The following is a 26,739-nucleotide window of genomic DNA, read 5'->3' on the forward strand; positions in this document are numbered from 1 at the left end:
GTTCAACGGACCTTTTGGGGGGTCGCATGAAATTTGGTGGTTTGGCAGCGCGATTCGCGCTGGTGGCGCTCTGCGCCCTGGCGACGACGGTGCCGGCTCAGGCTCGGTTCTGGCAGTGCGCTCCTTATGCGCGCGAGATTTCGGGTATCCAGATTTTCGGCAACGCCAACACCTGGTGGTCGCAGGCCGCCGGCAAATATGAGCGCGGCAACACCCCGAAAGTTGGTTCGGTCCTCGCCTTCGCTTCGTTCAGCCGCATGCCGCTCGGCCATGTCGCGATGGTGTCGGGCATCGTCAACGACCATGAGATCCTGTTGACCCACGCCAATTGGTCGCGCCGCGGCGGCGTCGAGTATAATGTCCGCGCGATCGACGTCTCGCCCGAAGGCGACTGGAGCCAGGTCAAGGTCTGGTACGGCCCGATGGGCGGCCTGGGCACGACGACTTATCCGACCAAGGGTTTCATCTATGGCGCCGGTGCGCCCAAGATGGACAATGGCGATGACGACCAGGTCGACACGTCGCGCAGCCAGACGGTCGCCACGATCGCTCCGGTCGGCGCCCGCGGAGTGGTCGGCGTTCGCGACTGAGCTGGACCTGCCGGTCGAATTGCAGCGATAGCATTGAGTTTATGCCTCCCCGGCGAAGGCCGGGGCCCAGCTTCGCTGACGTGGAGATGGAGTGTTGCCGCCGCGAGCGCACTGCCACTGGGCCCCGGCCTTCGCTGGGGAGGTGTTGGTTCGCTTCGGCTGAAGCAAATTCTCGTCGGTCGCCGCGCTACGCCTTACCCGGCGTGAAGTTCATCGCCGCGCCATTCATGCAGTAACGCAAACTGGTCGGCTTGGGGCCGTCGTCGAACATATGGCCGAGATGCCCGCCGCAGCGGCGGCAATGGACTTCGGTCCGGGTCATCCCCAGCGAACCGTCGTTGCGCGTCTTCACGGCATTGGGCAGCGGCGCCCAGAAGCTCGGCCAGCCGGTGCCGCTCTCGAACTTGGTCTTCGACGAATAGAGCGGCAGCGCGCAGCCCTTGCACGAGAAGATGCCGGCGCGGTGTTCGTTGTTGAGCGGGCTAGTATAGGGCGTCTCGGTCGCCTCGTGGCGTAGCACTTGGTAGGAAAGGCCCGGCAACCGCTTGCGCCATTCGGCGTCGCTCAACTGGAACTCGAACTTTTCGGGCGGCGCGACGGGCGCGGCGCGACAGCCGCCGAACAGCATCGTCGCGGCACCGGTGCCGGCCAGGGTCAGGAAATGGCGGCGGTCGAACGTCATCATACAGGCTCCATCGATCGGACCTATATAAGTACGGACGATAAACGCTGCCGGTTTCAATCCGCCGCGACGCGTCAGCTCAATATTTGCTGATCTCGACCGGCAGCTTGCGATAGCCGTGGACGAAACAGGCCGCGACGCGCTCGGGCTCGCCCAGCACGTTCACGCGCATCCGGCGCTTGGCCATTTCCTCGAGCAGCACGTTGATCTGGAGTTCGGCGAGGCGAGCACCGACGCAGCGGTGGATGCCGTGACCGAACGCCAGGTGCCGGCGCGCATTCGGGCGGTCGACGACGATATCGTCGGCGTCGTCGCCGAACACCGTCTCGTCGCGATTGGCCGACAGATACCAGAGTGCGAGCTTGTCGCCTTCCTTGATCATCTGGCCACCCAGTTCGTAATCCTGCGTCGCGGTGCGGCGCATATGCGCGAGCGGGGTCTGCCAGCGGATGATTTCCTGAACCGCATTGGGGATCAGTTCGGGATTCGCCTCGAGCTTGGCGCGCTGATCGGGGAACAGGTCGAGGCCGTAAGCCGCCGCCGACATCGAATTGCGTGTCGTGTCGTTGCCGCCGACGATCAGCAGGATCAGGTTTCCCAGGAACTCATACTGATCCATTTCCGCCATGGCGTCCGAATGGATCATCATGCTGATCAGGTCGGGGGTCGGCTCCTTGCCGACTTTCTGGTTCCACAGATTTTGGAAATAGGCGCCGCACTCGAACATGTGCGTCAGCCGCTCGGCACGCAGTTCGGGTGTCTTCACCAGTTCGATATCGCCGGCCCAATCGGACCAGAAGGTCAGCTTGCGGCGATCTTCCCAGGGAAAATCGAACAGGATCGCGAGCATCTGGGTAGTCAGTTCGATCGACACCGTGTCGACCCAGTCGAACGGTTCGCCATAAGGCAGCGTGTCGAGGATTTCGGCGGTGCGGCGAACGATATCCTCCTTCATCCGCACCATCTCGCTCGGCGTGAAGGCGGGGGCGACGGTGCGGCGCTGGCCGGTATGTTTGGGCCGGTCCATCGCGATGAACATCGGCATCTTGACGTCGCTGTCGGGCAGGAAGTCGGCAAGCGTGATCCCGCCCACTTCGGACGAGAAGACGTCCGGCAGCGATTCCGCCTCGAGGATCGGCTTGTAGGTGGAGATCGACCAATAGGGGCCGTAATCCGAATTCTCGACCTTGTGGACCGGCGACTCGGCGCGGAGCTTCTTGAACGGCTCCTGCCAGACATCGTCGCGATAAAGTTCGGGCCGGCTGACGTCGAGCGGATCGACCGGGCCTTCATATTTGAAGGTCGGACCCTTCGCCAACATCTCGGTCAATTCGGCTTGAGTCGCCATGCCCACTCTCCCATTTATCGGGCGAGACAAACCTATACTTACACAGATGTCAATAGTGGAGCGGCTAGCTGCTCGCCGGCTGCGGCTGCTTGCGTTTGCGCTTGGGGCCTTCGCCCGACTTCAGCACGCCGCGACGGAACCAGCGCGCGCCGAGCGAGATCACCAGCGACACCCAAAGCAATTGCCACAGGATCGCGACCGCGTGCGGCCACAAAGCGGACGAATTGGCGGCATGCGCGGCCATCGCCATCGGTGAGCTGAACGGGAAAATCTCCGCGATCCAGGCGATCGTGCTTCCGGGGCGACCGGCCGCCGCGGTCGACATGCCGACATTGGCCATTTGGACGACGGTCATCGGCAGCGCCATCAGCTGAAGCTCACGCTGGGTAGAGGCCTGCGCGCCGAGGATCAGATAGACCGCGCCGATCAGGAGATACGACATGACGAAATAGGCCAGGAACAGCAACGCGAAGACCGGCTTGCCGACGGCGGGCGCCACACCCGCAAGCGCCGCCGCTGTCCCGGCGGGCAGGATGCTGGTGATCTGGCTCGCGACCGTGCCCCAGAAACCGACGAACAGCAAAGCGACGCCGAACATGCCGATCAGCTTGCCGAAGAACACCGATTCGAGCGGGACCGCGGCGGCAAGGACTTCGATCACCTTGTTGCTGCGCTCTTCCGCCATCGTGCCCATCGTCAGGCCGGCGAGGAACAGGGTCAGCAGGAAGATCGCCATGACCGCGAACAAGGCCGCGGCGTTATGGCCGCTGGTGGTCACCACGGTGCGGACGATCTTCGTCTTGGTCGGCACGCTGAGCGGCGCGGTCGAGCCCAGTTTCTGCGCACGCATGACCTGTTCGGCCAGGCCCGCGAGATAATCCGCCTCATCGCGTCCGCCGCCACCGTAGACGATCGTCGGGCGTTCGAGTGGACCATAAAGCGCCGCGTCAACATCGCCATCGCGGCCCGAGACGCGCGCGCGCGCTTGTGCGGCGGGATCGCCCGACGGCGTCAGGACGTCGAGCGGCGGCGGAATGTCGCCGCGACCGAACACCCGGCGCAATTGCCAGTCGGTCGCGATGATCGCTGGCGCCTGGTCGGGAGCTGCGATCACGACAATGCGCGCGCGGTCGGCGGCGCCCTGCGCCATGCTCGACGCGCCGAACCCGCCGGCGGCGCCGAACAGGATCGTGAACATCGGCGACAACAGGAACAGCAGGAACGTCGGGGTGAACACGGTGGCGATGAAATCGCGCCGCGCCACGGTCAGCGCCTGGCGCAGCCCGCGACCGATATTACCGCCCATCACAGCGCCTCCGCTTCGGCCTGGGCCAGCGCTTCGGCGCCGACGATGCGGACGAAGGCGTCATGCAATCCAGGACGTTCGATCGACAGGCCCGCCACGCCAAATCCCGATTGAGTCAGCTTGAGCAGCACTGCCTCGACCGCGTCATCGGGGACCGGAAACACCCAGTCGCGGCCGTTATGCTGCGCGTCGGCGGGCAGGATCGCCGCCACTTCGGGTCCGTCGCGCTCGGGTTGGTAATGCGCGCGCATCGGCAGCATGCCGCGCGCGTCGGCGACGGTGCCTTCGAACCGGCGCTTGCCCCCGGCGATGATCGCCAGCCGGTCGCACAGTCGCTCGGCATGCGCCATGACATGGGTCGAAAACAGGACGGTGGCGCCGCGCGCCTGCTCGGCACGGATCAGCTGTTCGAGCCCTTCCTGGTTGACCGGATCGAGCCCCGAAAAGGGTTCGTCGAGGACGAGCAGATCGGGCTGATGAACGACCGATCCGAGCAATTGGACCAGCTGGGCCATGCCCTTGGACAATTTGCGGATCTTGAAATCGACCGCATAGCCGAGGCCAGCCTGCTCCATCATCTCGATCGCGCGCTTGCGCCCGATTTTCCAGGGCAGGCCGCGTAACGCGCCCATGAACGCGATCGCTTCGCGCGCCTTCATCTGTGGATAGAGGCCGCGCTCCTCGGGCAGATAGCCGACATGGTCGCTCGCGTCGCGCGGACGATCGCGGCCGAGCAAGGTGCGCTCGCCTTCATCGGGTTCGATGATGCCGAGCAGCATGCGCAAGGTCGTGGTCTTGCCTGCGCCGTTGGGGCCGAGCACGCCGTAGATCGTGCCGGTCGGCACCGCGAGGTCGACGCCGTCAACCACCCTCCGCCCACCGAAATTCTTGACGAGGCCGTGGGCAGAGACGGCCAGAGATTGAGACACGCGACCTCCCTCGACTGCTCCGTCCGTGGTAGCGGGGCGGAGTGACCGAACACAAGCTATTCGAGGATCGCCTGCGGGCAGAGGCGTTAACGCTTGGTTTCGCCGCGGTGGGGATCGCGCGCGCCGATGCCGCGCCGCGCTCGGGCGAGCGCTTGCGGCAATGGCTGGCCGAAGGCCGCCATGGCGAGATGATCTGGATGGAGGAGCGCGCGCATCACCGTGCCGCGCCGACCGGATTGTGGCCCGAGGTCAGGAGTGTGATCGCGCTCGGCATGAGCTATGCGCCTGGCCGCGATCCGCTGGCGCTGGCGGGCGAGGGCGATCGCGGGCGCATCTCGGTCTACGCCCAGGGCGGTGATTATCACGATCTCGTCAAGCGGACGCTCAAGGCATTGGCGCGGTGGATCGTGGCGGAAGCGCCGGGCGCCGACCTCAAGGTGTTCGTTGACACCGCGCCGGTGATGGAAAAGCCGCTGGCCGAAGCGGCCGGGCTGGGCTGGCAGGGCAAGCACACCAACCTGGTCAGCCGCGATCATGGCAGCTGGCTGTTCCTCGGCGCGATCTACACAACGCTCGACCTCGTGCCCGATCAGGCGGGGCGCGATCGCTGCGGCTCGTGCGATGCGTGCCAACGATCCTGCCCGACCGATGCTTTCCCGGCGCCCTATCGGCTCGATGCGCGGCGCTGCATCTCGTATCTGACGATCGAGCATAAGGGGCCGGTGCCGGAGGAGTTCCGGGAGGCGCTGGGTAACCGCATCTATGGCTGCGACGATTGCCTGGCGGTGTGCCCGTGGAACAAGTTCGCCTCGGCGGCCGCGGCCAACCGGGCATTCCTGCCGCGTGCCGAGCTCGCCGCGCCGCGGCTGGCCGATCTGCTGGCGCTCGACGATGCTGGGTTTCGTCAGGTGTTTGCGGGGTCGCCGATCAAGCGGATCGGGCGGGATCGGATGGTGCGCAATGCGGCTTATGCGGCGGGAAATAGTGGGGATGTTGGGCTGGCGCCGGTGCTTGAGGCGCTGTGCGACGATCCGTCAGAGGTTGTGGCGGACGCAGCGCGCTGGGCGCTGGGACAGCTATCTAGCCCCTCCCCTTCAGGGGAGGGGTTGGGGGTGGAGGATGCCTCGCAGAGCGCGTCGCCCGCGACTGCCCCACCCCAACCCCTCCCCTGAAGGGGAGGGGCTTATATGGTTACTTACCCCCACCCCTCCGCGCCAACGCCGCGACGCAGCTCGCGCGGTCGATCGGACTTCCATCGGGCTGGCGGGCGTCGAGATAGGTCACGGTCGGCTCCCCGCCGTTCTTGCCGGGATAGAGATAGGTATCGAGCACGCAGAACGTGCCCTGGAACTGCAGCTTGCGCGCCGTGCCTTCGCGGACATCGGCATTGGGCGGCCCGAATGTCTGGGTCAGGCCGGCGGCATTCTGCCCCATCACGCGCTCGAGCCCGTTGGCCGGCAGCGGCGGCTGCTTGATCACCGCGCTGACCGGCGTCGCCGGACGCGCCATGGTTGATTCGCCGCAACCCGCAAGCAGCAGCGCCAACCCCGCTATCGCCAGAAGTCGCTTCATCCTTTCCTCCCGTGAAACAAATGCGCCGCCATCGCCGCGCCCAAGACCGGCGCGAACAGGTTGATAACGGGCACGGTCAGCAGTCCCGATACGATTACCCCCAATTCCCAGCGCACCCAGCGGGTCGAGGCGCGCCATGCCTTCATCTCGGATGGCGCAATATGCCGCGCTGCGACCATCTCGCCGAGATCGACTCCCAACAGCCAGCCATTGGCGGCGAAGAACAGCAACGGCGTGCCGAATCCGGTCAGCAGGAGCAGGATATAGGCCGGGAGGAGCACCAGGTTGACCGCCAGCGCGCGGCCGGCGGATCGCAATCCCATGTGCAACGACCGCGCGAACGGCACGTCGTGGGCGCTCGCCAGCGCGTCGGGATAATGTTTGCGCTCGACGGCGATCACGATCTGATCGCCAAACAGACCGATCACCGCAATCGCCACCGCGCGGAACAATACCCAGCCGAACATGATCGTCACGACGAACTCGCCGATGATCGCGAGACCGGCGGCGTTCTCGCCCCAACCGAGTTGATCGACGAACAGCCATTGCGTCCCGAACCACAGCCCGGCGCCGAGCAGCAGGAAGACCAGCAAGGTCAACCCGATCGATTTGAGGAAGACGCGCAGGATCGCGGAATCGGTGAGCTGGCCGAGCGACAGGAGGAAAGCGCGGATCATCGTTGCTTCTGTCTAGCGGCGGCGATACGGCGCGGCCAACCATTTCCCGGAGATATCTGACTTGACCAGCCCCGCTTATGACGTGGTCGCGATCGGCAATGCCATCGTCGACATCCTTTCGCAGTCGACCGACGAGTTCATCGCGGCCGAGGGCATGACCAAGGGATCGATGGCGCTGATCTTCGATCCCGCCGCCGCCGACGATCTCTATTCGCGGATGGGCCCGGGGCAGGAAGTGTCGGGCGGGTCGGCGGCGAACACGATCGCTGGGCTCGCGGCCTTGGGCCAGCCGACCGGCTTCATCGGCCAGATCGCCGACGACCAGCTCGGCAAGGTGTTCGCGCACGACGTCCAGTCGCTCGGCGTGCATTTCGCCACCCCACCGGCGACCGGCGGCGACCCGACCGCGCGTTGCCTGATCCTGATCACGCCCGACGGCCAGCGCACGATGAACACGTTCCTGGGTGCGGCGCAGTATCTGCCCGAAAGCGCGGTCGACGCGGAGACGATCGGCGCCGGCGCGATCCTCTATCTCGAAGGCTATCTGTGGAACGCCGAACAGTCGCGCGATGCGATGAAGCGGGCGATCGCGTTGGCGCGCGACGCGGGACGCAAGGTAGCGCTGACGCTGTCGGACACCTTCGTGGTGGAAGGGCATCGCGACGAGTTCTTCGCGTTGATCGACGCCGGCCAGATTGATTTGCTGTTCGCCAATGACAATGAAGTCCGCGCGATGATGCAGACCGACGATATCGAGGCGGCGGTGAAGGGCCTGGCGGCGCGCGTGCCGACCCTGGTGTGCACGCACGGCGCACATGGCGCCGAGGCGCACCATGCCGACGAACATGCTCGCGTTCCCGCCGAGCCGATCGATCACGTGGTCGATACGACCGGTGCGGGCGACCTGTTCGCGGCTGGCTTTCTTGCCGGCCAGGCGCAAGGCCGCGATCTCGCCACCAGCCTGCGCATGGGCGCGATCTGCGCCGCCGAATGCATCTCGCACGTCGGCCCGCGGCCGCTGGCGGATCTCAAGAAGCTGGTGGCAAGCAAACTGGGCTGAGCAGAAACCCCCTCTCCCGCAAGCGGGAGAGGGAGGGGCCCGCCGCGAAGCGGTGGGAGGGTGAGGGTCTTCTTCCTTCTTCCAAGCGGACGAGGCTGAAAAAGAAGAAAGAAGACCCTCACCCAACCTGCGCCGGGTGAACAGCGCCCTGCGCTGTTCAGGTCATGCCGGGGGCATGACCGACCCGGTGCACCCGCAAGCGGGAGAGGGCCTAAAAAAGAAAAGGGGCCGGAGTATCGCTACTCCAGCCCCTTTCTTATTGCCTGGATCAGACCCTCACTCGGTGCCGGGCACCGGGGGCTCCAGCTCGCCATATGCTTCGTGTTCGGGAACATCGATGATGCCCTGACCGACATGGCTGCGGCTGCGACTGTAGAGGAAATAAACGACCAAGCCGATCGCGCCCCAGCCCACCAGGACCAGCTTCGACGTCGTATCCAGCGCAAGATAGAGGACGATGCAGCCGATGATCGCCAGCGGCGCGACGATCCATACACCCGGCGTGCGGAAGCTGCGCTTGCGCGTCGGATCTTTGACCCGCAACACCAGCACCGCCAGCGCCACCATCGCGAACGCAAACAACGTGCCCGAGTTCGAATAGTCCGCCAGGCTGCCCACCGGCAGCAGCCCCGCAAAGATGAGAGCGAAAAGGCCGGTGACGGCGGTCACGACATACGGCGTCCTGAACTTCGGGTGCACCTTCGCGAACGACGCGGGGAGCAGACCGTCACGCGCCATCGTGAAGAATACGCGCGTTTGGCCGAACATCATCATCAGCACGACCGACGGCAGCGCGATGATCGCTGCAAGTCCGACGAGCCAGCCGATGACGGGATAGCCGATCGTCTGAAGCACGTGTACCAGCGCGTGCTTCGAACACACCAGCGGCTCGGTCACTCCGCTCGCCACGATCGCGGTACAGCGTCCTGCCATTTCGGGCGAACCGGGCGCGAGGAACGCACCAGCCGCCGACGTTACGGGCTGAGCCCCCATCGTGCCGATCGCGCCGGCCGCCACAAGCAGATAGATAAGCGTGCAGATCATCAGGCTGCCGATCAATCCGATCGGCACGTTGCGCTGCGGGTTCCTGGTTTCCTCGGCGGCAGTCGAAACCGCGTCGAAACCGACATAGGCGAAAAAGATAGATGCGGCCGCGCCGACATAGCCCGTTCCGCTGGTCAGATTGCCGAACCCGGTGGGCGTGAACGGGCTGAAATTCGCTGTGTGCATCGCCGGGAGCGTCAGCACCATGAAGGCGGTCAGGGCGACCAGCTTGACGACGACGAGCACCGCATTGACCATCGCGCTTTCGGTCGTGCCCTTGATCAGCAGCGCCGTCACGGCGAGAACGACGACGACAGCGGGCACGTTGATATAGCCGCCATGCTGCGCAGCGGCGAGAAGGTCAGGCGTTGCTTTACTGCCGAACGCCAGCGAGACCTTGGCCATCAAGCCGTCCGCGTTGCTGATAATCGCGGGAAAATGGAATCCGCTGTCTGCTAGCGCACCGACTAGATGGTTCGACCAGCCGACGGCAACCGCACTCGCGCCCAGGGCATATTCGAGGACGAGCGCCCAGCCGACCATCCAGGCGAGCATTTCACCCATGACGGCATAAGTGTAAGTGTAGGCCGATCCCGCGACGGGGACCATCGAGGCAAGCTCCGAATAGCACAACGCGGCGACTGCGCACACGAACCCGGCGATCATGAAGCTGAGCATCATGCCCGGCCCTGCCTTTTGCGCCGCGACGGCAGTGAGGACGAAAATGCCTGTGCCGATCACCGCGCCGACGCCCAGCATGGTCAGCTGAAACGCCCCCAACGATCGGTGGAGTCCCTTCTTCTCGGCGGTCGCGAGAATCGCGTCCAGTGACTTTACGCGGTCAAAAATCATGAATAGCCAACCCCCAAGGTGGTATTTTGGTGCTGGCGGGGGAGCCTAGTCGCAAAACCCCCGCGCGCAATCCCTTATTGGTTACGCCTGCGACGAACTCAGCGCGCGAGCATCGGGCCCAGCGCGTGGCCGCCGAACAGGTGGACGTGGAGATGCGCGATCTCCTGATGGCCGTGCAACCCGACATTGGCGAGCAGGCGATAGCCGGGTGCCACGAGGCCGAGGTCGCGTGCGACCTTGCCGACCGCGCGGACGAAGCCTGCAATCTCCACGTCCGACGCCTTGGCACTGAAATCGTCCCACGACACGTACGGCCCGCGCGGGATCACCAGGACATGGATCGGCGCCTGCGGATTGATGTCGTGGAACGCGACCGCCCATTCGTCCTCGTAAACGCGCTTCGACGGTATCTCGTCGCGCAGGACCTTCGCGAAGATGTTCTGGTCGTCATAGGGCAGGGTGGCGTCGATCGGCATCAGCGGCTCCGATTGGCTTTTTCGGTGAGGCCCGACGTGCCCGTACGCCGCGCCAGTTCGTTGCGCACGTCGTTGAGACACAGTCCGGAATCCGCGAGCAGGACAAGCAAGTGATAGACCAGATCGGCGGCCTCGCTGGTCAGTTCCTTCTTGTCCTTGCGCATCGCCGCGATCACGGTTTCGACTGCTTCCTCGCCGACCTTCTGCGCGATCTTGGCGCGGCCGCGGACGAACAGTTCTGCGGTGTACGAACTGGAGGCGCTTTCGCCCTTGCGCGAGTGGATCAGCGCGTCGAGCGCATCGAGCGGATCGTTGTTCATGACGCGAGCGCTGCCTGTCCGCGCCGCCGCCGTCAATCCTTTGGCGCAGTCGTGGTCGTGTCGGCCTGTTTGGCGAAGCGTTTGCGGAGTGCGCGACGTGCCAGCCAGACACCCGCGACTGCCATGCCGAATAACGCGATGTCGGACAGTTCGGGCATCGATCGGGTGTGAATCACCCCGCTATGCGGCGGCACCGAGGCGAGCGCGGGCGTCGCGATCAACAGCAGGGGCAGGGCAAGGGCGTAGCGCATTGAAAGGGCTTGATACCGCGTGCGGGTTAACGCCGTTTCTACGTCCATCCGTCATGCCGGGCTTGTCCCGGCATCCACCGCGCAACATGGCCTCAAGTTTCGGGTGTGCGGCACAGTGGACCCCGGGACAAGCCCGGGGTGACGAGTGGGTCGGCTTACCCGAATCTTAGACGATCGGAGTTCTGACCGGGATACCGGCTGCCGCGAGCGCGCGATGCGCGTCGGCGATAGACGCCTCGCCGAAATGGAAAATACTTGCGGCAAGCACGGCGCTGGCATGGCCGTCGCGAATCCCGGCGACGAGGTCGTCGAGCCCGCCGACGCCGCCCGATGCCACTACCGGCACGCTGACCTGGTCGGCAATCGTACGGATAAGCTCGAGGTCATAACCGTCGCGCGTGCCGTCGCGGTCCATGCTGGTGATCAACAGCTCGCCGGCGCCGAGTTCGGCGAGGCGCAGCGCATGGGCGACCGCATCGATCCCGGTCGGCTTGCGGCCGCCATGCGTGAAGACTTCCCAACCGTCGGCAGTGCGCCGCGCATCGACCGAAGCGACGCAGCATTGGCTGCCGAAGCGCTCGGCGATGTCGCTGACGAGTTCGGGCCGCGCCACCGCGGCGGAATTGACCGCGACCTTGTCCGCGCCGGCGAGCAGCAAGGCGCGGGCATCCTCGGCCGAGCGCACGCCGCCGCCGACCGTCACCGGCATGAAGCAGACTTCGGCGGTGCGCCGCACGACATCGAGGATGGTGCCGCGCGCTTCGTGGCTGGCGGTAATGTCGAGGAAGCAGAGTTCGTCGGCGCCGGCGGCGTCATAGGCCTGCGCCTGCTCGACCGGATCGCCGGCGTCGCGCAGATCGACGAAGTTGACGCCCTTGACCACGCGGCCATTGGCGACGTCGAGGCAAGGGATGACGCGGGCGCGAACGGTCATAAATCCCTCTCCCTGTGGGAGAGGGAGGGAGCCGCGAAGCGGCGGAAGGGTGAGGGCAGGAGTGAGAAAAGCGTGCTGCCCTCACCCTCCCACTCGGCTGCGCCGAGCGGGCCCCTCCCTCTCCCACGGGGAGAGGGGATTCTCACGCCGCCTCCGCCACCGCGATCGCGGTCGCAAGGTCGAGGCGGCCGTCGTACAATGCGCGGCCGGTAATCACGCCCTCGATCCCGTCGCGGGCGTGGAGCGCGAGCATGTGGATGTCGGCGACCCCGCTGACTCCGCCCGAGGCGATGACCGGAATGTCGACCGCGCGCGCCAGATCGACCGTCGCCTGGACGTTGCAGCCCTTGAGCAGGCCGTCGCGCCCGACATCGGTGAACAGCAAGGCGGCGACCCCGGCATCCTCGAATCGGCGTGCCATGTCTTCGACCGAGACATCCGAGACATCGGCCCAGCCACGCGTCGCGACCATGCCGTCCTTGGCGTCGACCGCGACGACGATACCGCCCGGGAAATCGCGCGCGGCCTCACGCACCAGTTCGGGATTGTCGAGGGCGGCGGTGCCGATCACCAATCGCGAGACGCCGACGTCGAACCAACCTTCGATCGCCGCTCGGTCGCGGATCCCGCCGCCCAATTGGACGTGGCCCGGAAAGGCAGCGACCACCGCGCGGACAACGTCGCCATTGACCGACTCACCCGCGAACGCGCCGTCGAGGTCGACCATGTGGAGATGCTGCGACCCGGCATTGGCGAAGGCCATCGCCTGCGCCACGGGATCGTCGCCATAGATCGTCGCGCGATCCATATCGCCCTCGGCCAGGCGCACGACATTGCCGCCCTTGAGGTCGATCGCCGGGAAGATGATCAGGCTCATTTCACGGCCGCCATGTCAGGAACCTCTTCAACAATTCCAGCCCGTAGCGCTGGCTCTTTTCGGGGTGGAATTGCACGCCCGCTATATTGTCGCGGGCGATCGCGGCGACGACCGAGCCGGCATGATCGGTCGTGGCGATCACATCGTCGCCCTCGAACGCATAAGAGTGCAGGAAATAGGCCTCGCCTGCCTCGATTAGCGGGTGAGGGGCGGTTAGCCGGACATCGTTCCAGCCCATATGCGGTACCTTGGCCGTGGGATCGGACGGCAACAGGCGGCGGATGCGGCCCTTGATCCAGCCGAGGCCGTCATGCTCGCCCATTTCCTCACCGACGTCCGCCATCAGCTGCATGCCGACGCAAATGCCCAGGAACGGCGCGCCATCGCGCCGCACGCGCTGGTCGAGCGCGTCGATCATTCCCGGCACAGAGCGCAGCGCTGCGGAGCAGGCGCCGAACGCGCCGACGCCGGGGAGCACGATCCGGTCGGCGCCGCGCACCAGTTCGGGATCGGCGGTGATCGCGATGTCCTGTGCGCCTGCCGCCTTCAGCGCGTTGGCGACCGAATGGAGGTTTCCCGCGCCGTAATCGATCAGCGCGAGCGTCACGCGAACAGAGGAGCGACCGCTTCGGCCGCCCAACTCGCATTGAACTCGATCACCTCGATCGTCGCCGCGCCGCTGGTCACGAACGGGTCGCTGGCGGCGAGCGCTTCCACCTCGGCCTTTTGCCCGCGGCAGATGATCACACCCCCGGTGCGCGGTTCACGGCGCCCCGACATCAGGAACAGCCCCTCGACATAGCCGCGCTCGAGCCAGTCGATATGCGGCTTCATGTGCCGATCGACCTCGTCGAGCGAAACGACGTAATTGATCAGGATCAGGCAGACCGGCGCATCGGCGTTGGTCGCCGGCATCATAACGTCCCCTTGGTCGAGGGGATCGTATCGGCCTTGCGCGGATCGATCTCGATCGCCTCGCGCAGCGCCCGGGCCAGGCCCTTGAACGCGGCCTCGGCGATATGATGATTGTTCGAGCCGTACAGCGTCTCGATGTGGAGCGTGATCCCGGCGGTCTGCGCGAACGAGTGGAAGAAATGTTCGAACATCTCGGTGTCCATCTCACCGAGGCGTTTTTGCGAGAATTCGGTCTTCCATACGAGGTACGGCCTACCCGAAATATCCAGCGCGACCCGGGTCAGCGTCTCGTCCATCGGTGACAGCGCATCGGCATAGCGGCGGATGCCGCGCTTTTCGCCCAACGCCTTGTTGATCGCCTCACCGATCGCGAGGCCGGTATCCTCGACCGTGTGGTGCTGGTCGATATGGAGGTCGCCCACGGTCTTGACCTCGAGGTCGATCAGCGAGTGGCGCGACAATTGTTCGAGCATATGGTCGAAGAAACCGATGCCGGTCGACACGGCATAGCTGCCGGTCCCGTCGAGGTTGACGGTGACGTCGATCGACGTCTCGCTCGTCTTGCGGTTGATCGTCGCGGTGCGCATCGCGCCCCCATATGGGTGTGTTGCACGTCATGCAATCTTGACCCGACGCTCGCATCGGCTACCCAAGGCATATGAGTGATGGACTGCCCGATAGCCTGATTCCGTATGATGAGATCGTGCAAGAGGCCTTGCGCGCCGTGGTCGGCCGCGTGCTCGGCTCGGTTGCGGCCGGTGGCGGGCTGCCCGGCGAGCACCATTTCTACATTACATTCAAGACCCAGGCGCCGGGTGTCAGCATCCCCGAACGCCTGATCGAGCGATTCCCGGACGAGATGACGATCGTCCTGCAGAATCGCTATTGGGACCTGATAGTCGATGACGAGCGATTCTCGGTCGGGCTGAGCTTCAACCAGGTGCCGTCGAAGCTCGACATTCCCTATTCGGCGATCACCGGCTTTCACGATCCGGCGGTCAATTTCGAACTCCGCTTCCAGGCGCAGGAAGGCCCAGACGGTCCCGAGCCGCATGACGAGGCCGAGAACGACCATGTCGAGCGCGTCGATGACGGCTCGAACGTCGTCAGCGTCGATTTCAAAAGGAAGAAGTAGCCGGAGCGAGCCGCGCGGCTCGCGCGGCGGTCACCTATGGTGACGCGAACGGCCGGCCGGCGCGGCAAAGCCGCGTCCGACGTCACGGAATTTACTTCCGTGACGGCCCGAGGATGTCTGCTTAGCGCGGTGAATTAGCCTCATTTCCCGCCGACAACCCGGCCCTGCGCTGGGGGGCACTCCTCCATTCGCGAGCTGAGGCGATGTTGCACGGTGGATGCCGGGACAAGCCCGGCATGACGAAGGAGACGGGTAACGACCTAACTCAATCGAGCCGTTGACTCGGCCGCCAACGCGAGACGCGATCGGTAGCAGGCATCTCGACCGTTTCCCCCGCCGTCGCTTCGACCCCCGCCCACAGCCGCTCGATCACGTCGCGGTCGAGCTTATCGCTCTCCTGCAGCAGATGCACGCAAAGCGCGGGCCAATCATGCGCTCCCCAATCGGCGGGATTCTCCGCGCGGATGACGGTCTTGCACGCGTCGTCATCGGCCAAAATGATGTCGCGTGGATCGACCAGGCTGTTTGCGGCGGTGTCGTAGAAGACGCGCAGCCGGGGCCGACTTGCGCGGCGGCCATTGGACAGTACGATCGCCAAACGCTGCGAGCGAAGGCGGACGACCATGCCGACCGGGAACACTGCAATGCTTTGATAGAAGGTGAATAAAAGGTCGCGATCGAACTGGCCGCGCCAGCCGTGCATCGCGGTCACCGCCTCGATCGGTGACCAGGCATCCTTGTACGCGCGATCCGACGTCAAGGCGTCATAGACATCGCAGATAGCGCCCATCCGCGCCGCCAGGCTGATCTCGCTCCCCTTCAGCCCGAACGGATAGCCGGTGCCGTCGATCTTTTCGTGATGATGGCGGCAGACGTCGATCGCGGTGGCGGGAATGGCGTCCGCCCGATCGAGGATCGCGCAGCCGCGCTCGGGATGGAGCTTCGCGATGGCGAATTCCTCATCGGTCAGCCGGCCGGGCTTGTTGAGGATCTCGGACGGCACGTCCATCTTGCCGATGTCGTGTACCAGCCCGGCCAGGCCGAATTCGCGCACGGTGTCGTCGGGCAACCCCAGATGGCGGGCGAAATTGACCATCAGCGCGCACACCGCGATCGAATGCAGATAGCTATAATCGTCCTTCGACTTGAGCCGGACGATGCTGATCAGGGCATAAGCGTTGCGTTGTACCGATTCGGAAATCTCGTCGACGACCGCGGCGACCTGATCGGAGTCGATCGCCTTGCCCAATCGGGCACCCTCGAAAACACCGCGGATGATTTCCCTGGTCCGCGCGACGATGTCGGCGGCGCGCTCGCGCTCGGCGGTGATGCCCGTGGGGACATTGGCGACCACGGGTTCGGTGATGATGATCGGTTCGGGCTCTTCGATCGGCGCGAGTCCCCGCGCGGTGTCGATCGTCACGAAGGCGATGTCGGCGTCGCGCAAGGCGGCGATGTCGCTGTCCGAGCGTAGCAGGAAGCGGCGGCGCCAGAACGGATGGCTGAGCCAGGAGCCCTCAATGCCGTGGATGAACATGCCCGGCCGAAGCAAAGAGAGCGGGACGCGACGCTGCATGCTGGCGTGGATAATCGACAGCGGTTGACAACTTACTACTTTCGCTGTGTTTTTCTATTCGAGGATATGGCGGTGGTCGTACTGTGGCTCGGCCGGATCGAGTATGACCCCACCGGAACTAGGGGAGCGCGGCGGCGTAGGGTGGATATGGCTCAACCACAGCCGCAAGATCCGACACCAATGTCACGCGCAACGGCGATCGCTTATGCGGTCGCGCTGCCGATCTCGCTGTTGTTGCTCGTCTTCCTGCCGGCCGGCGATATTCTCTGGGTGCCTGGCTGGATTTTCGTCGCCGCGCTGGTGATCGGGTTCGCGGCATCCGGGTTGGCGCTCGCCAAGGTCAATCCGGTCATCTTTCGCGCGCGCAGTCGCTTCCAGCCGGGGACCGAGCGCTGGGACTTGCCGCTGGTAGCGGTGATCCTGACCGCGATGGTCGTGACCATTCCCGTCGCGAGCATTGACGCAGGGAGGGCGCATTGGTCGCACGTGCCGCTGTGGCTGGTCGTGATCGGTTATTCCGCCCTGCTCGGTGGGATCGTGGTCACCGCCTGGGCGCAGGCGGTCAACCCGTTCTTCGAGCCCGGCGTGCGCATCCAGTCGGAACGGTATCAGCGCGTGATCGACACCGGCCCTTATCGCTTCGTCCGCCACCCCGGCTACAGTGCCGCGGTGGCGATGTTCCTGGGAATATCGCTGGCGCTGGCGTCGTGGTGGGGATTGGTGCCGGCCGCGATCGCGTCGGTCCTGCTTGCCGTCCGTACTGCGTGGGAAGACCGGCTGCTCCACGACAAGCTACCGGGTTATCGGGACTATGCCGGCCGCGTGCGGGCAAGGCTTGTGCCCGGCATCTGGTAACGCCAAATCGGGCGCTCCCGTCACGAGGAGCCTGCGCGATGACCGAAACCCGCACCGAAACCGATTCGATCGGCGCGATCGAGGTGCCCGCGACCGCCTATTGGGGCGCGCAGACGCAGCGATCGATCGAGAATTTCCCGTTCGGCGAGCGCGAGCGAATGCCGAACGCGATCGTTCATGCGCTCGCTTTGGTGAAGCAGGCGGCGGCGCGGGTGAACCGCGCACATGGGCTGGCGGCGGACAAGGCCGACGCGATCGAAGCTGCGGCGGCGGAAGTGGTCGCGGGCAAGCTCGACGACCAGTTTCCGCTGGTCATCTGGCAGACCGGCAGCGGCACGCAATCGAACATGAACGTCAACGAAGTGATCGCCGGCCGCGCCAACGAGATGCTGATCGGCACGCGCGGCGGCAAGACGCCGATCCACCCGAACGACGACGTCAACATGAGCCAGTCGTCGAACGACAGCTTCCCGACCGCGCTGCATGTCGCGGCAGCATTGGCGGCGACGCGGCGGCTGGTGCCGGCGATCGAGCGGCTGGAGGCGGCGTTGCTCGCCAAGACCCAGGCGTGGCAGGACATCGTCAAGATCGGCCGCACGCATCTTCAGGACGCGACGCCGCTGACGCTCGGCGACGAGTTTTCGGGTTATTATGCGCAAGTGCGTCTGGCGCGGACGCGGTTGGTTCCGCTGATCGAGCATGGCCTGTCCAAGCTCGCGCAGGGCGGCACCGCGGTGGGAACGGGGCTCAACGCGCCGAAGGTTTTCGGCCCGGCGGTCGCCGCCGAGCTGTCCGATCTGACCGGCTTCGCGTTCGAGACCGCGCCCAACAAGTTCGAGGCGCTGGCGTCGAACGACACGTTGGTCGATTTCTCGGGGCGGTTGAACAGCCTGGCGGTCGCGCTGACCAAGATCGCCAACGATATCCGCCTGCTCGGCTCGGGCCCGCGCTCGGGGATCGGCGAACTGATGTTGCCCGCCAACGAACCGGGCAGCTCGATCATGCCGGGCAAGGTCAATCCGACCCAATGCGAGATGCTGACGATGGTCGCGGCGCAAGTGATCGGCAATCATCAGGCGGTGACGGTCGGCGGGATGCAGGGGCATCTCGAGCTCAACGTGTTCAAGCCGATGATCGGAGCGGCGGTGCTGCGCTCGATCGATCTGCTGGCGGTCGGGATGGAGAGTTTCGCCGAGCGCTGTGTCGAGGGGCTCGAACCGGACCGGCGGCGGATCGCCGAACTGGTCGATCGCTCGCTGATGCTGGTGACCGCGTTGGCGCCCGAGATCGGCTACGATAATGCCGCGAAGATCGCTAAGCATGCGCACGCCGAGGGGATGACGTTGAAGGAAGCGGGGCTGGATTTGGGGCTGGTCGATGAAGCGACGTTCGATCGCGTGGTGCGGGCCGAGGATATGGTCGGGCGGTGAGAATCATTGCAGCCCCTCCCCTTCAGGGGAGGGGTTGGGGGTGGGGGATGCCTCGCAGAGAGTGTCGCCTGCCGCACTGCCCCACCCCAACCCCTCCCCTGAAGGGGAGGGGCTTTCCCACAGGTTACCCCTTGATCCGAGCCACCTCGGCTTCGAGCTTGTTGAGCGTGGTCCGCCAACCCTCGGGCGCGCCGCCAATCATGGCTTTGGCGGCCTCGTCGTAGATCTCATATTCCTGGCGCACCGACATCAGCGAGCCGTCGCCGTCGTCGGTGAAGGTCACGTAGGTCCGCACCGCGAACGGGGCGTTGCCGCTGTCGTCGACATGCGCGCCGGCCTCGAACGACAGGCTTTCATTCTCGACCACGTCGATGAAGCGGCCATGGTTCCAGAATTTCTGGCCGTCGGGTGCCTGCATGCAGAGGTCGAAGCGGCCGCCCGCGCGGCATTCGATGACCGCCTCGGGCGTGGTGAAATGTTCGGGGCTGAACCAGTTTTTCATATGCTCGGCCGTCGTCCAGGCCTGGAACACGATGGCGCGGGGCGCATCGAAATGGCGCTCGATCACGAGCGGTTCCGGGCGGATGATCGTCTTCTCGGTCATTTCTGCTGTCCTTTCAGGGTGTTGATATAGTCCTCCAGCTTATCGAGCCGGTTCTCCCACTCGCTGCGGCAATCGGCGGTCCAGCGTTCGACCAGGCCGAACGTTTCGGTGTCGATGCGGCAGGTCCGGACCCGCCCGGCCTTGTGCGACCGGACCAGCCCCGATTCCTCGAGCACCGCGAGGTGCTGCATGACGGCGGGGAGCGACATGGCGAAGGGGGACGCCAGTTCGCTCACCGACATCGGCCGAAGCGCGAGCCTTTCCACCATCGCCCGCCGCGTGGAATCGGCGAGGGCGTGGAAGACGCGATCGAGGGAAGGTGATTCGTTAAGCATGCACTTAAGTATTCCGGGCAAAACACTTTAGCAAGTGCTTTAGTGTTTGTGGGCGCATTTTCCCGTCACCCCAGCGAAAGCTGGGGTCTCAAGTGAAGGCGCCATATGGCTTGAGATCCCAGCTTTCGCTGGGATGACGGTGTGGGAACCTTCCACGCACTCCGGCTTTCAATCACAGATATTTCAAGGAGATACTGCGTGATCGGAGACCTCATCGCCGCTGCCATCGGCCGCAACATCGATCAGCGCGACGGCGAAGGCGGAACGCTCGGGGCGCTCGCCGGGGTCGCGACATGGAAGGTCGCCAGGCGAGTCGTTCCCGCCGCGATCGTGCTTGGCGGCGCGGTGCTCGGGGCACGCTATCTGATGCGCAAGTTCGGGAACGAACCCGCCAGCGCTTGACGCGCCCCCTGCGCGCACGCCACTAGCGCGCATGGTCGATCACCGTTCCTCGCAGCCGCCGGGCTTCAAGCGCCGTGGCTTGATGTTCGTACTGTCCTCGCCGTCCGGCGCGGGCAAGTCGACCATCGCCAACCGGCTGCTGGCGGAAGAGAACGGCCGGCTGAAGATGTCGATCTCCTACACCACCCGGCCGATTCGCCCGGGCGAGCAGGAGGGGCGCGAATATCATTTCGTCGACACAGATACGTTCAAGGACATGGTCGAGGACGACGCTTTCCTCGAATGGGCGCGGGTGTTCGACCAGCGCTATGGCACGCCGCGCGAGACGGTGTTCAAGGATCTCGAGGCCGGACAGGACATCTTGTTCGACATCGACTGGCAGGGCGCGCAGCAATTGTTCCAGCTCGCCGGCGGTGACGTCGTCCGCGTGTTCATCCTGCCGCCGGGCCTGAAGACGCTGCGCGAGCGGCTCGAGGGGCGCAATACCGACAGCCAGGAAATCATCGAGCGTCGCATGGAGCGCGCGCAGGCCGAGGTCAGCCACTGGGACGGCTATGACTATGTCCTGGTCAATGACGATCTCGACGATTGTTTCGAGTGCGTCCAGACGATCCTGACCGCCGAACGGTTGAAGCGGTCGCGCCAGCGTGGGCTGATCGGGTTCATTCGCAAGCTGCCGGATAATTGACCAAGTCGGCGCTGGGTGATGAGGTGCTCGCCCGCCACAATTTCGCCCGTCATCCCGGGCTTGTCCCGGGATCCACCGTGCCGCGTATCCTGAACTGTTAGGGTTTGTCGCGCGGTGGATGCCGGCACAAGGCCGGCATGACGAATTAGGGGTTAGCTGACGAGGCTCAGAAACCGCGCGGCCGCCGCGAAGTCGTGCTGGCGGGTCTCGCGCGCTTTGACTGCCAGATCGTCCTCGCCCCAGTGCTCGGCCTGCCAGTCCTCGTCGAGATTGGCGGCCGCCCAGACCGCTTCGGCCTCCATCGCGCGCTCGGCGAGCGCGAGCGCCAGGACCAGCGACCCGGTGATCGTCACGATCGGTGACAGCGGCGCCAACTCGAACGGGCGGCGCGTGGCGATCGCGGCGCCCAGCCGCGCGATCGTCGCCTCGGGCTGGGGCCGGTGGATCACCCCGATGACGATCTCGAAATGGACGTCATAGCGGTCGCGCGCCCAATCGAGCGGCGGATCCCACAAAGCGGCCTGACGCGCGACCAGGTCGGGCGGGCTCTCGGCGCGATAGCAGAGGAGATCGCTCTCGCCATAAGCGGCGAGGCCAGCAGCGAAGGCGGCGGGATCGGGTGCGATACGGTCGATCGCGGCATTGGCCAGGCCGGTCAGCGGCATCGCGCGCGGGTCGATATCATCCGTTACTTCGCGCCATTCGTCGGCGACCGCTTCGGCCAACATGTCGGTCGGCAGCAATAGCGGCACGCGACCAGGGGTGCGCACGGGCCGCTCGTCGAGCCGCACGCCACGCTCGGCGTCGACCGTCACAGTCTTCCAGAACCGCTTCATCGCCGCGTCTTGGTCGTCCGCTTGGGCGCGTCTTCGTCGGGTGTGCGCCAGCGATGCGCGAGCGAGGCTGGAACCGCCCAGGACATGTAGAGCGCCGACAGTACGATCGCGACGCCCAGCACTTTTGGCGGCCAGGTAGGCGCCCGGCCGATCAGGATCACCGCGAACACTGCGCCGGCGATGGCGAGCAAACGGATCGCGGTGATGATCAGCCAGCGATTGCGGGATTGGATTGCGGAATCGGTCATCGTGCCTCCAGATGATGCGGCAAATCGGCGACGGCGAGCGCGACGCCATGCGCGCCCGCGGCGACCAGCTCGTCGGCGGGGTGATAGCCCCAGGCGACTCCCACCGCGCGGACCCCGGCATTGACTGCCATCAATATGTCGAAGCTGGTGTCGCCGATCATCACCGTACGCGCCGGGTCTGCGCCGGCCTCGGCGATCGCCGCCGCGATCATCGACGGATGCGGCTTGGACGGATGGCGGTCGGCGGTTTGCAAGGTGACGAAATGGTGCTTCAGGCCGTGCGCGGTCAGGATATGGTCGAGCCCGCGATCGGATTTACCGGTGGCGACCCCCAGCATCCAGCCATCGCCGGCGAGTTGCTCGACGATCGCGTCGATGCCGTCGAACAGCGGTTCATCGGCGAGCGCGCCGCTCGTCCGCATCGCGAAGAACTTGTCCTTATACGCTTGCGCCAGCCGACGGTGATCCACGTCGGATGCGTCGGGCAGCAGCGCCTGCATCGCTTCGACCAGGCTCAACCCGACGATGCGGCGGATGCGGTCGCGCGACGGCACCTCGACCCGCGCTTCGGTCAGCGCCTCTTCCACCGCGCGGCAGATATTGGCCTGGCTGTCGACCAATGTCCCGTCGCAATCGAAGATCGCCAGTCTCGTCGTCGGACTGCTCACGCGTTGCGCATCCAGTGCGCGATGCCGCGCCGTCCCGACGCCTCGACGCCATCGGCGGCCGCCCGCCGCGCCGCTTCGGGCTTGTTCTGGCCGAGCTTGAGCGTACCGCGCCACGCGGCGATCTCCAGCCGGAAGCCGGTGATCGCGCTCGTCATCTTGCCGAACATGGCCGGATCCATCTTGCCACGCGTCCATGGCGCCTTGTCGAGCCGGCCTTCCTGTTGGGTAGTCAATTGATCGACCTGCGCGACCAGCGCGTCATGCTCTATCCGCCGCATCGTGCCTTCGAGTTCGACCGCGACATAATTCCAGGTCGGCACCTGATTGTTGTCGAGCCCGTACCAATCGGGGCTGACATAGCCGTCGGGCCCTTGCGCGACGAACAAGGCGGTCGCGCCGTCGAGATGACGGGCGATGCCGTTGCCGCGCGCCAGATGGAGGCCGAGGGTCGCGTCGTCGAGCCACACGACCGGCACATGCGCGACGCGCGGCCCGTCGGGCGTCGCACAGAACAACGCGCCGAAGCCGAGCTCGGCGACCAATGCGCGCATCGCGTCGCGATCTTCCCAGCGGAACGCGGCATTGGGATGCATCAGCGGCCCCTGCGAGGCGGCCCCTTGGGGCTTGCGGGCTTGGGCCCCGAAGACTGGGGACCTGACGACTTGCGACTTCCAGGCTTGGGACCCGCCGATCTGGAACCCGCGGGTTTGCTGCCCGAAGGCTTGGATCCCGTGGGCTTGGCATTTGCAGGCTTGGGACGTGACCCAGATTTGCGTGGCTCGACAGCGGCACCGCGGCTGCGGCGTTCGCCCTTGCGTTCCTTGCGCACCGTCTTGGCGTGCGCCTTCGCCCAGGCCTTTTTCACCTGCCTGGTCGGTGGAGCCGGTTCGTCGAGCGGCATCATGTTGCCCGCCATCTGGTCGAACCCCAGACCGGCCAGGCTTTCCGCGAAATGGGTCGGCAATTCGGCCTCGATATCGATCTTGCCGCCATCGGGATGGTCGACCGCGATGCGCCGCGAATGGAGGTGCATCTTGCGGCTGATCCCGCCGGTCAGGAAGGCTTCGGGACCGCCATATTTGCCGTCGCCGACGATCGGATGGCCGATCGCCGCCATATGGACGCGCAATTGATGCGTGCGACCGGTGAACGGCTGCAACTCGACCCAGGCGGCGCGGTTGCCGGCGCGCTCGATCACGCGATAGCGCGACCGTGCGGGCTGACCCTCGGCTTCGTCGACATGCATTTTCTCGCCGCCGGTACCCGGCTGTTTGGCGATCGGCAGCTCGATCATGCCGTCCTCGATCGACGGCACGCCGACGACCAGCGCCCAATAGACTTTCTTGGCGGTGCGGCCCGAAAACGCCTTGGCGAAGAACGCCGCGGCGCGTGAGGTACGCGCGACGAGCAGGGCGCCCGACGTGTCCTTGTCGAGCCGGTGGACCAGCTTGGGCCGCCCCTCATTGTCGAACTGCAGCGCGTCGAGCAGCCCGTCCACATGCTGGAGGGTCTTGGTCCCGCCTTGCGTCGCCAGCCCGGGTGGCTTGTTGAGCACGAAGGCCTGGGCGTCCTGATGGATCACCAATTCGCGCGCAAAGGCGATCTCTTCGTCGGTGAGGGGAGGGCGTTCGCGCTTGGGCTTGCCCGCCACCGGGACCGGCTCGGGCGGCGGAAAGCGCAAGGTCTGGCCCGCGGCGATGCGGTCGCCCGGCGCCGCGCGCGCGCCATCGACGCGCAACTGGCCGGTGCGCGCCCATTTGGCGACGGTGGTGAAGCTGGTGTCGGGCAAATGCCGCTTGAACCAGCGATCGAGCCGGATGTCGTCGTCATCGGGCGCGACGATGAAGGTGCGGATCTCGCTCATGCCACCGCCCGGATCAGGTGCAGGCCGGCGCACAACGCGAGGATCGAGCCGATCGCCGAGACCAATACATACGCAATCGCCATACCCAATTGCCCGCGTTCGATCATCAGCACGGTGTCGAGCGAGAAAGCGGAAAAGGTGGTGAAGCCACCCAGCACCCCGACGCCGAGCAGCAGGCGAGCATGTTCGCTGCCGCCGGTGCGCGCCAGCATGCCGGCGAGCGTGCCCATCAGGAACCCGCCGATCAGGTTCACCGCAAGCGTACCCCAGGGATAATCGGGCCCGAACCAGCCGAGCGTCAGCTTGCCGACGAGGTAGCGCGCGGCGCTGCCCAGGGCACCGCCGGCCATGACGAGAAGGAAATTCATTCGCGCGCTGTAGCCGCACGCGGGCATTCGGACAAACGGCGGTTTGGGAAGAGGAGTGCGCGCCATGCTAATCGTCACCCCGGCCCTGTGCCGGGGCCAACCCTCCACAACGGAATCAAGCCGTTGTTGCGCATTGGATACCGGGACAAGCCCGGCATGACGAATTCTGATGAGGTCGCTTGATGGGCCCCGGCCTTCGCCGGGTCGATCGCCACTTGGTGGCGATCGGTTTCAGCATCGACGCGAACGGCGTGACCCTTGCTGTCCGTTATCGGGAGGGTGAGCTCGCGTCGATGCTGAAGCGGCTAGAAGAGATGAGAACCCAATCAGTTCCCGTTATTTGCGACTAAATCGACTTCGGTCCTGCCGTCACCGCGCTTTTCGACATAAATGACATAGGCGCCGCCGTCCTTGCCGCGGACGCCGCCCAGCACGTGCTGGCCGCCATCGGCCTGATGTTCGGCCGAATAGCCGGCGGCAGTGACGCGGCCATAATAATAATCGAGTACCGTCTGGACCGAGGCGCCGGTCGAGAAGCTGACGACGCGAAGCGCGCAGCCATTGCCGGCGACACCCGCCGCTTCGTCGACCCGGGCGTCGGGATAGAGCGGGATGTCGGCGGGCAGGCGCTGCACCCAAGCGGTCGAATATTGCAGACCACGCGCGCAGCCCGATGTGCGCTTGTCGGCTTGGCGCTGTGCCAGTGCTCCCAGTGTCACCGAATCGCGCCTGACCTTGCATTGCGGACAGTCGCCGGCCGGGGCAGGGGCCGGTTTGCTGCCGCCGCTCGACGAACCGGTGCCGTCGGCGACATTGATGCCGTCGGTCTTGGACGGCGCCACCGAATCGGGCGGGGTCGCCCCCGAATAGGGCTGTTGCGGCGGGCGGACGGCGTCGTTGTTGGCCTGACCGGTCAGCGCGGGATCGACCATGATCTGATCCTGGAGCGCGCTCATCATCGCCGGGTCGCGACTATTGCCTGTCGTATTGCCGCCGGCCAGTTCGGCATCGAGCGAGTCGATATTGCTGTCGGCGGGCGGCTTCGATCCGCACGCGGCGAGCGCGAGCGGGGCAAGTGCCCAGGCCAGATTGCGAAAGGTGATGCCCACCCAAAAAACTCCGATCGGTTCGGCGCTCGCCATGCCTGCGAAGTGGTTAAGAAACGGCCTATGATGACGACATTGGACTTGCGCCCGAAGTGTATTGCCCACATACGACGCGACATGCTCAATGTGCTCTCGATCATCATCGGCGTGATCCTGCTGGTCGTCACGCTCGTCGCCTTGATCCCTTTTCTGGGCTGGCTGAACTGGCTCGGGCTGCTGATCGGTGCGGTTGGGCTGCTATTCGGCGCGCTGTCGAAGAATAAGGCGGGGCTGATCATCAACCTCGTCCTGATGGCGATTGCCGCGTTCCGCCTGTTCCTCGGCGGCGGCATCCTGTAAGATAGTCCCGCGCGCCCGTCCGCTTAGAGGCGGGAGGCTTAGGGGACGTCATATGCGCTACCGTTTCGGGGTGGGCGTCGCGATGCTGGGGCTGGCCGCTCCCGCTTATGCTGACGCTTGGGATTTCATCCTGATCAACAATTCCGGCAAGGAAATCACGCTGATCGAACTGTCGCCGGCCGGTGCCAATCAATGGCAGAAGAACAAGGTCGACGAAGGCGAGAAGCCCAAGAACTTCAAGGTCGGCGGCCGAAATACGGTCCATTTCGACAAGGCCGCGTCGCAGTGCAAATGGGAAATCAAGGCGACCTTCGCGGACACTAGTTCCGCTGTCTTCCCGGCGGTCAATCTGTGCGACGCCTCATTCGTCACGATCCGCTTCAACGGCACGACACCCGTCTCGAGCGCGAACTGACGCGAAACGAGGGCCCGGTCGGGGACCGGACCCTCGC

Annotated in this window: 35 protein-coding genes; 10 read left to right on the plus strand and 25 right to left on the minus strand. The window is 65.3% G+C overall.

Annotated elements, in window-relative coordinates; translation table 11 throughout:
- Window positions 1-26 precede the first annotated feature (26 nt).
- A complete protein-coding gene (locus AC1DQQ_RS02680; RefSeq protein WP_478044195.1) occupies window positions 27-590 on the plus strand; it encodes a CHAP domain-containing protein in 564 nt (187 codons plus the stop codon).
- 187 nt (window positions 591-777) lie between these two features.
- Here the strand turns inward: AC1DQQ_RS02680 and msrB are convergent, their stop codons facing one another.
- From msrB to AC1DQQ_RS02700, 4 genes are all read right to left on the minus strand, one after another.
- Window positions 778-1,272 carry a peptide-methionine (R)-S-oxide reductase MsrB gene (gene msrB, locus AC1DQQ_RS02685; protein ID WP_478044511.1) on the minus strand — a complete coding sequence of 165 codons (495 nt, stop codon included), beginning with the start codon at window positions 1,270-1,272 and terminating at the stop codon, window positions 778-780.
- 79 nt (window positions 1,273-1,351) lie between these two features.
- The gene (locus AC1DQQ_RS02690; RefSeq protein WP_478044512.1) at window positions 1,352-2,593 is read right to left on the minus strand and encodes a cytochrome P450; all 1,242 of its coding nucleotides are present in this window, start codon (window positions 2,591-2,593) and stop codon (window positions 1,352-1,354) included.
- Between the two features lie 91 nt (window positions 2,594-2,684).
- Window positions 2,685-3,926: an ABC transporter permease gene (locus AC1DQQ_RS02695; protein WP_478028152.1), complete on the minus strand. Its 1,242-nt coding sequence runs from the start codon at window positions 3,924-3,926 to the stop codon at window positions 2,685-2,687.
- A complete protein-coding gene (locus AC1DQQ_RS02700; RefSeq protein ID WP_478028154.1) occupies window positions 3,926-4,855 on the minus strand; it encodes an ABC transporter ATP-binding protein in 930 nt (309 codons plus the stop codon). The genes AC1DQQ_RS02695 and AC1DQQ_RS02700 overlap by 1 nt, the downstream gene beginning before the upstream one ends.
- Window positions 4,856-4,896: 41 nt before the next feature.
- Between AC1DQQ_RS02700 and queG the strand changes: the two genes are divergently transcribed.
- Window positions 4,897-6,027 carry a tRNA epoxyqueuosine(34) reductase QueG gene (gene queG, locus AC1DQQ_RS02705; protein ID WP_478028156.1) on the plus strand — a complete coding sequence of 377 codons (1,131 nt, stop codon included), beginning with the start codon at window positions 4,897-4,899 and terminating at the stop codon, window positions 6,025-6,027.
- Window positions 6,028-6,046: 19 nt separating this feature from the next.
- Here queG and AC1DQQ_RS02710 read toward each other — a convergent pair whose 3' ends face one another.
- Window positions 6,047-6,427: a hypothetical protein gene (locus AC1DQQ_RS02710; RefSeq protein WP_478028157.1), complete on the minus strand. Its 381-nt coding sequence runs from the start codon at window positions 6,425-6,427 to the stop codon at window positions 6,047-6,049.
- Complete coding sequence (locus AC1DQQ_RS02715; protein ID WP_478028158.1) at window positions 6,424-7,104, minus strand: EI24 domain-containing protein; 681 nt, start codon at window positions 7,102-7,104, stop codon at window positions 6,424-6,426. The genes AC1DQQ_RS02710 and AC1DQQ_RS02715 overlap by 4 nt, the downstream gene beginning before the upstream one ends.
- Window positions 7,105-7,165: 61 nt before the next feature.
- Between AC1DQQ_RS02715 and AC1DQQ_RS02720 the strand changes: the two genes are divergently transcribed.
- Window positions 7,166-8,164, plus strand: a complete 999-nt coding sequence (locus AC1DQQ_RS02720; RefSeq protein ID WP_478028159.1) for an adenosine kinase — start codon at window positions 7,166-7,168, stop codon at window positions 8,162-8,164.
- Between the two features lie 276 nt (window positions 8,165-8,440).
- Here the strand turns inward: AC1DQQ_RS02720 and AC1DQQ_RS02725 are convergent, their stop codons facing one another.
- From AC1DQQ_RS02725 to hisB, 9 genes are all read right to left on the minus strand, one after another.
- Entirely contained in the window at window positions 8,441-10,060 is a 1,620-nt protein-coding gene (locus AC1DQQ_RS02725) for an amino acid permease (RefSeq protein ID WP_478028161.1), read from the minus strand.
- 98 nt (window positions 10,061-10,158) lie between these two features.
- Window positions 10,159-10,536: an HIT domain-containing protein gene (locus AC1DQQ_RS02730; RefSeq protein ID WP_478028163.1), complete on the minus strand. Its 378-nt coding sequence runs from the start codon at window positions 10,534-10,536 to the stop codon at window positions 10,159-10,161.
- Entirely contained in the window at window positions 10,536-10,856 is a 321-nt protein-coding gene (locus AC1DQQ_RS02735; RefSeq protein WP_478028165.1) for a phosphoribosyl-ATP diphosphatase, read from the minus strand. The genes AC1DQQ_RS02730 and AC1DQQ_RS02735 overlap by 1 nt, the downstream gene beginning before the upstream one ends.
- Before the next feature lie 32 nt (window positions 10,857-10,888).
- Window positions 10,889-11,107 (minus strand): hypothetical protein, encoded by a 219-nt coding sequence (locus AC1DQQ_RS02740; protein WP_478028166.1) that lies wholly within the window; start codon window positions 11,105-11,107, stop codon window positions 10,889-10,891.
- Between the two features lie 166 nt (window positions 11,108-11,273).
- Window positions 11,274-12,041: an imidazole glycerol phosphate synthase subunit HisF gene (gene hisF / locus AC1DQQ_RS02745; RefSeq protein ID WP_478028168.1), complete on the minus strand. Its 768-nt coding sequence runs from the start codon at window positions 12,039-12,041 to the stop codon at window positions 11,274-11,276.
- A 142-nt stretch (window positions 12,042-12,183) separates the two neighbouring features.
- Window positions 12,184-12,918: a 1-(5-phosphoribosyl)-5-[(5-phosphoribosylamino)methylideneamino]imidazole-4-carboxamide isomerase gene (hisA, locus tag AC1DQQ_RS02750; protein ID WP_478028169.1), complete on the minus strand. Its 735-nt coding sequence runs from the start codon at window positions 12,916-12,918 to the stop codon at window positions 12,184-12,186.
- Window position 12,919: 1 nt separating this feature from the next.
- Window positions 12,920-13,525 (minus strand): imidazole glycerol phosphate synthase subunit HisH, encoded by a 606-nt coding sequence (hisH, locus tag AC1DQQ_RS02755; protein WP_478028171.1) that lies wholly within the window; start codon window positions 13,523-13,525, stop codon window positions 12,920-12,922.
- Window positions 13,522-13,833: a YciI family protein gene (locus AC1DQQ_RS02760; protein WP_478028172.1), complete on the minus strand. Its 312-nt coding sequence runs from the start codon at window positions 13,831-13,833 to the stop codon at window positions 13,522-13,524. The genes hisH and AC1DQQ_RS02760 overlap by 4 nt, the downstream gene beginning before the upstream one ends.
- Entirely contained in the window at window positions 13,833-14,420 is a 588-nt protein-coding gene (gene hisB / locus AC1DQQ_RS02765; protein WP_478028173.1) for an imidazoleglycerol-phosphate dehydratase HisB, read from the minus strand. Before hisB ends, AC1DQQ_RS02760 begins: the two co-directional genes overlap by 1 nt.
- Window positions 14,421-14,491: 71 nt before the next feature.
- Between hisB and AC1DQQ_RS02770 the strand changes: the two genes are divergently transcribed.
- The gene (locus tag AC1DQQ_RS02770) at window positions 14,492-14,968 is read left to right on the plus strand and encodes an SspB family protein (protein WP_478028174.1); all 477 of its coding nucleotides are present in this window, start codon (window positions 14,492-14,494) and stop codon (window positions 14,966-14,968) included.
- A 265-nt stretch (window positions 14,969-15,233) separates the two neighbouring features.
- On the opposite strand, the gene AC1DQQ_RS02775 is transcribed toward AC1DQQ_RS02770, so the two are convergent.
- Window positions 15,234-16,544 carry an HD-GYP domain-containing protein gene (locus AC1DQQ_RS02775; RefSeq protein ID WP_478028176.1) on the minus strand — a complete coding sequence of 437 codons (1,311 nt, stop codon included), beginning with the start codon at window positions 16,542-16,544 and terminating at the stop codon, window positions 15,234-15,236.
- Window positions 16,545-16,724: 180 nt separating this feature from the next.
- On the opposite strand from AC1DQQ_RS02775, the gene AC1DQQ_RS02780 reads away from it, so the two are divergent.
- Together AC1DQQ_RS02780 and fumC are read left to right on the plus strand one after the other, a co-directional pair.
- Window positions 16,725-17,399: a methyltransferase family protein gene (locus AC1DQQ_RS02780; protein ID WP_478044196.1), complete on the plus strand. Its 675-nt coding sequence runs from the start codon at window positions 16,725-16,727 to the stop codon at window positions 17,397-17,399.
- A 38-nt stretch (window positions 17,400-17,437) separates the two neighbouring features.
- Window positions 17,438-18,829, plus strand: coding sequence for a class II fumarate hydratase (gene fumC, locus AC1DQQ_RS02785; protein ID WP_478044197.1), 1,392 nt, complete (start codon window positions 17,438-17,440; stop codon window positions 18,827-18,829).
- 124 nt (window positions 18,830-18,953) lie between these two features.
- Here the strand turns inward: fumC and AC1DQQ_RS02790 are convergent, their stop codons facing one another.
- Together AC1DQQ_RS02790 and AC1DQQ_RS02795 are read right to left on the minus strand one after the other, a co-directional pair.
- Window positions 18,954-19,433, minus strand: coding sequence for an SRPBCC family protein (locus AC1DQQ_RS02790; RefSeq protein WP_478044198.1), 480 nt, complete (start codon window positions 19,431-19,433; stop codon window positions 18,954-18,956).
- On the minus strand, window positions 19,430-19,702 hold the full coding sequence (locus AC1DQQ_RS02795; protein ID WP_478028184.1) for an ArsR/SmtB family transcription factor: 273 nt from the start codon (window positions 19,700-19,702) through the stop codon (window positions 19,430-19,432). Before AC1DQQ_RS02795 ends, AC1DQQ_RS02790 begins: the two co-directional genes overlap by 4 nt.
- A gap of 264 nt (window positions 19,703-19,966) precedes the next feature.
- On the opposite strand from AC1DQQ_RS02795, the gene AC1DQQ_RS02800 reads away from it, so the two are divergent.
- Both AC1DQQ_RS02800 and gmk read left to right on the plus strand, forming a co-directional pair.
- The gene (locus AC1DQQ_RS02800) at window positions 19,967-20,170 is read left to right on the plus strand and encodes a hypothetical protein (RefSeq protein WP_478044199.1); all 204 of its coding nucleotides are present in this window, start codon (window positions 19,967-19,969) and stop codon (window positions 20,168-20,170) included.
- 82 nt (window positions 20,171-20,252) lie between these two features.
- Window positions 20,253-20,858, plus strand: a complete 606-nt coding sequence (gene gmk / locus AC1DQQ_RS02805; protein ID WP_478028187.1) for a guanylate kinase — start codon at window positions 20,253-20,255, stop codon at window positions 20,856-20,858.
- Between the two features lie 152 nt (window positions 20,859-21,010).
- Here gmk and AC1DQQ_RS02810 read toward each other — a convergent pair whose 3' ends face one another.
- The 7 genes from AC1DQQ_RS02810 to AC1DQQ_RS02840 all read right to left on the minus strand — a co-directional run bounded on the left by AC1DQQ_RS02810 (window position 21,011) and on the right by AC1DQQ_RS02840 (window position 25,951).
- Window positions 21,011-21,694: an ATP12 family chaperone protein gene (locus tag AC1DQQ_RS02810; protein ID WP_478028188.1), complete on the minus strand. Its 684-nt coding sequence runs from the start codon at window positions 21,692-21,694 to the stop codon at window positions 21,011-21,013.
- Entirely contained in the window at window positions 21,691-21,942 is a 252-nt protein-coding gene (locus tag AC1DQQ_RS02815; RefSeq protein ID WP_478028190.1) for a hypothetical protein, read from the minus strand. Before AC1DQQ_RS02815 ends, AC1DQQ_RS02810 begins: the two co-directional genes overlap by 4 nt.
- Entirely contained in the window at window positions 21,939-22,610 is a 672-nt protein-coding gene (locus AC1DQQ_RS02820; RefSeq protein WP_478028192.1) for an HAD-IA family hydrolase, read from the minus strand. Before AC1DQQ_RS02820 ends, AC1DQQ_RS02815 begins: the two co-directional genes overlap by 4 nt.
- The gene (locus AC1DQQ_RS02825) at window positions 22,607-23,203 is read right to left on the minus strand and encodes an FMN-binding negative transcriptional regulator (protein WP_478044200.1); all 597 of its coding nucleotides are present in this window, start codon (window positions 23,201-23,203) and stop codon (window positions 22,607-22,609) included. Before AC1DQQ_RS02825 ends, AC1DQQ_RS02820 begins: the two co-directional genes overlap by 4 nt.
- Window positions 23,203-24,474: an RluA family pseudouridine synthase gene (locus tag AC1DQQ_RS02830; RefSeq protein WP_478044201.1), complete on the minus strand. Its 1,272-nt coding sequence runs from the start codon at window positions 24,472-24,474 to the stop codon at window positions 23,203-23,205. The genes AC1DQQ_RS02825 and AC1DQQ_RS02830 overlap by 1 nt, the downstream gene beginning before the upstream one ends.
- Window positions 24,471-24,842 carry a fluoride efflux transporter CrcB gene (gene crcB, locus AC1DQQ_RS02835; RefSeq protein ID WP_478044202.1) on the minus strand — a complete coding sequence of 124 codons (372 nt, stop codon included), beginning with the start codon at window positions 24,840-24,842 and terminating at the stop codon, window positions 24,471-24,473. Before crcB ends, AC1DQQ_RS02830 begins: the two co-directional genes overlap by 4 nt.
- A 326-nt stretch (window positions 24,843-25,168) precedes the next feature.
- Window positions 25,169-25,951: a hypothetical protein gene (locus AC1DQQ_RS02840; RefSeq protein ID WP_478044203.1), complete on the minus strand. Its 783-nt coding sequence runs from the start codon at window positions 25,949-25,951 to the stop codon at window positions 25,169-25,171.
- A gap of 60 nt (window positions 25,952-26,011) precedes the next feature.
- Here AC1DQQ_RS02840 and AC1DQQ_RS02845 point away from each other — a divergent pair, with 60 nt between their 5' ends.
- Together AC1DQQ_RS02845 and AC1DQQ_RS02850 are read left to right on the plus strand one after the other, a co-directional pair.
- Window positions 26,012-26,287 (plus strand): hypothetical protein, encoded by a 276-nt coding sequence (locus AC1DQQ_RS02845; protein WP_478044204.1) that lies wholly within the window; start codon window positions 26,012-26,014, stop codon window positions 26,285-26,287.
- 52 nt (window positions 26,288-26,339) lie between these two features.
- Window positions 26,340-26,702, plus strand: coding sequence for a hypothetical protein (locus AC1DQQ_RS02850; protein WP_478028200.1), 363 nt, complete (start codon window positions 26,340-26,342; stop codon window positions 26,700-26,702).
- Window positions 26,703-26,739 lie beyond the last annotated feature (37 nt).

The sequence above is a fragment of the Sphingomonas sp. P4_G3 genome (assembly GCF_056401105.1).